The following is a 3,502-nucleotide window of genomic DNA, read 5'->3' on the forward strand; positions in this document are numbered from 1 at the left end:
GCCTCTCCGGAGGAGATCCGAAGCGAGACGTGTCGCTAGCGGCTCGCAGCCGGGAGGTTCCCTCTCTTGTCGCACACAACCGGGAGGGAACCTCCTTTGTCGATGCGCCGCTCCCGGATGATGCGACCCAAATCACGCGGAGAGTGGAGGAACATGTGTTTGGGTCAGCGGCTCGCTCCGGTCGGGTTTCAAAGGCGATGGAAGCGAGACAAGACAAGACAGCGAGACAAGACAGACGGGAACCTCAGCGCGATTTCAGTCGCTCCCTGCTCCCCGCTCCCCGCTCACTCGATCGATCCTAAACTCTAAAATTTGACCATCCTCACTCCCAAATTTAATCTGCATCCCAGATTGAAGGGGAAACTCTTGCTTGTGAACTTTGACCCACTTATTTTCACGTGTCAATACGTAACTACCATAACTGGATGAATCGCACAGGTAATAGACACCATTGCTGGCATCGGAGGGAGATGCAGAACGATAAATAATCTCCGCATGATATTTAGAGACAGATGGTTCGCCAACGACCAGATCGTTATTGGCATATCTGCCGACCCGCATTTTACCGAAACTAATCGGAAAATCGGGATTGGTATGGAAACTGAGCGATCGCACGTAGGCAGCGGGAATTGGCGGCAAGTGCATCGGCACGACTGTATCTCCATCACCCAATGGTCTGACCAACTCCCCATTAAACTCTGGGTGCATGTAGAGAATGGGCAAAGTCCATGCTGGTTGATTGTACTTATAGACAGTTAATAATTGCTGTCTAGCCACCGTAACAGCTCCATCGATCGACAGCCGATGTGCTAATGCCTGGGTCAGAGTTTGGATAAAGCTCAGAGCCTCGCGATCGGCGATCGTATCGCGCATTGCTAGCACTGCTGGCACGCCATGATGCAACAAGACTTCAGCCAGACTGCTGCGCGGGACTGCTTGCTGTTGGTGCTGAAATGGTCGCGCCCCCCAACAGGAATTAAACACCGCAAGTTTAACCCCGCACCGGACGAGTAATTGGGCCAATTCTGTTCCATTCAAACTACCCAGTTCGTTAAGCATCAACAACCCGCCATTATCCGCTGGCAGTCCATGTCCGGCATAGAAAAATAAATTGTACTGCCGCTGTTCGAGGGCGGCGATCAGTTCGCGCGGCGTGGGTTGCACCAAGGTATCGACTTGGCAACTAGCTGGATTGAGACGATTGGGGGGATTGAAGCCACTGGGCACCGTGTTTTGCAATGCCTGGGCGATCGTTCTCGATTCTTGCTGGAGGTCGAGCTGGGGACTGCCAGGGATATTCTGACCTAGTACTAACAGGATTTTAATTGATTGTTCGGAGCGTTGGGGCGGCAGCGGGTTGACGTCACTACTCGTCCGACTGAATAACAACACCTCTCGATCGAGCGAGATCGCGGGCTTACCGGGCTGTGACTGTACGATCTCCCACGGTAAGGGGATTAAGTCGGGATCGCGAATTTCCAGGCGTAGCCGCAGCGATTTACCCTGACCGATGGCGATCCCCTGACTTTGCGCAAATGCCGTACCGATCTGTTGACAAAATAACCAGTGCCACAGCTTGATCCCCAAATACTGCATCAGATTTGCACTATAAATTTGGGGCTGGGGCGCATCCGCAGGCGTCACCATGGCGATATCTAAATCGGGAATTGACACCCCTTGATGGCAGGGCACACAGTAAGGATTATTCCCTGGACTAAATAGCCCTTGCCATCCCAGCCAAGTTTGGGATAACTCGATCGTCCAATTGCCATTTTCCAGGACATAGCCGCCGGGATATGGTGCCTTAAGCACCCACATGTTATAGCTATCGGGGAAGGCTGCACCCAAACGGGCAATAGCAATATTTAGAGAAGGATGTTCATCCACGGATCGAGGGCTGAAAAATTTAGGAATAGGGAAGACACTCTTGGGCATAACCTTGGTCAAAGGATAATTGCATCCAGTGTCATTATCGGCGATTTTTGGATTAAAAGGCGATGCCGATCGCGAACTGTTTGCATGAGTCAGTTCGATCGCCCGTAGATTGCCAAGCTGCTGGACAGACACCAAAGTCGCTATACTTGCTCTATGTAGTCAATATAGTCAACCTCCACTTACTCACCTTATGGGCGCGATTGAATTACTCATCCTATTAGGTTTAGGGGTAGGAACGGCCAGATTTATCTCGGCATCAAACCGACGTAAACGTCTAGAAGCTGCCTTTTATCAGCTATTGCGACAGCGGGATAGCTGTATTTCGTTGATCCAGTTAATGGCGATTTCCCAAGTGAGTTCTGAGGATGCCAAACAGTTTCTCGAAGCCCAGGTGCGTTTGCTCGACGGCATTCCCGAAGTTGATGACGATGGCGACACCTTTTACCGTTTTCCTAAATTAAAGCTCCCTGCGACGATCCTTGATGATGACTGGTAGATCGCTTTGGTGTGACTTGCAGTAATACTCGATCGATTCTTTCATCGCCGATCGAGTATTACTGGCGATCGCCACAGCAGGGGTGAGCCAAAGCGATCGGCTTAGAAACATCCAGAAGGTTGATGGCTGCGATGTTGAGCGAAAATTAAGGAATGTAATATTTTCGCCTTGAGGCCATAGATGGACACCCGATCGGGATTATGATGAGGAAAATTGTAAAGTTTCGTAAGAAGATAACTTTAAACATATGCCACTTCCATTATTAGAATATAAGCCATCGAGCCAAAATACTCGGGTCAAAGGCTATGAAGTCCCGAGCGACGAACAGCCCAGAGTGTTCTCCACAGACAACTTGTTGTCACCTACCGATCTAGACAATCTGATCGGATCGGCTTATCGGCAGATCTTCTTTCATGCGTTTGCCGCCGATCGCGAAAAATTCTTAGAATCTCAGCTTCGCAACGGTCAAATCACCGTCCGTGACTTCATTCGCGGCTTGTGCTTATCGAATACTTTCACCAATAGTTTCTACAACCTCAACAGCAACTATCGGTTCGCCGAGCATTGCGTACAGAAAGTGCTCGGACGCGACGTCTATAACGAAGCTGAAAAAATCGCGTGGTCGATCGTCATTGCAACTAAAGGTCGTGCTGGCTTCATCAATGACCTCCTCAATAGCGATGAGTATCTCGAAAACTTTGGCGATAATATCGTGCCGTTCCAGCGGCGACGGGTATTACCCTCCGGTGCGAGCGAACTGCCCTTCAACATCAAAAACCCGCGTTATGATGGCTACCACCGCCGTCAGCTTGGGTTCCCCAAAGCTTCTTGGCAGTCAGCAGTCCGTGGCTACAAGCCCCAAGACAAAAAACCCAAAGCAGGCGATCCCGCTCTGTTTGCTGGTATGGCAAAAAGTCTGGGCACGATCGGCAATCAGCCACAGTCGATTTCATCTTTCAACATCGATTACATGAACCTCGTACCCCGTCGCTAATTTAGCACTCTGAGTACATCAGAAGGCTCTCGATTCGGTTACTTTGCCTGCGGGTTGAGCGACTCGATCGAGAGCCT

3 protein-coding genes are annotated in these 3,502 nt (G+C 50.4%); 2 read left to right on the top strand and 1 reads right to left on the bottom strand.

The window, feature by feature from the left end:
* Positions 1 to 255: 255 nt before the first annotated feature.
* The gene (locus tag RMO84_RS20385) at positions 256 to 1,887 is read right to left on the bottom strand and encodes a CHAT domain-containing protein (RefSeq protein WP_310490266.1); all 1,632 of its coding nucleotides are present in this window, start codon (positions 1,885 to 1,887) and stop codon (positions 256 to 258) included.
* A 238-nt stretch (positions 1,888 to 2,125) separates the two neighbouring features.
* On the opposite strand from RMO84_RS20385, the gene RMO84_RS20390 reads away from it, so the two are divergent.
* Entirely contained in the window at positions 2,126 to 2,431 is a 306-nt protein-coding gene (locus RMO84_RS20390) for a hypothetical protein (protein ID WP_310490267.1), read from the top strand.
* 247 nt (positions 2,432 to 2,678) lie between these two features.
* Positions 2,679 to 3,425, top strand: coding sequence for a phycobilisome rod-core linker polypeptide (locus tag RMO84_RS20395; protein WP_310490268.1), 747 nt, complete (start codon positions 2,679 to 2,681; stop codon positions 3,423 to 3,425).
* The last annotated feature ends 77 nt before the right edge of the window (positions 3,426 to 3,502 follow it).

This window comes from Chamaesiphon sp. VAR_69_metabat_338 (assembly GCF_031423935.1).
GTDB lineage: Bacteria > Cyanobacteriota > Cyanobacteriia > Cyanobacteriales > Chamaesiphonaceae > Chamaesiphon.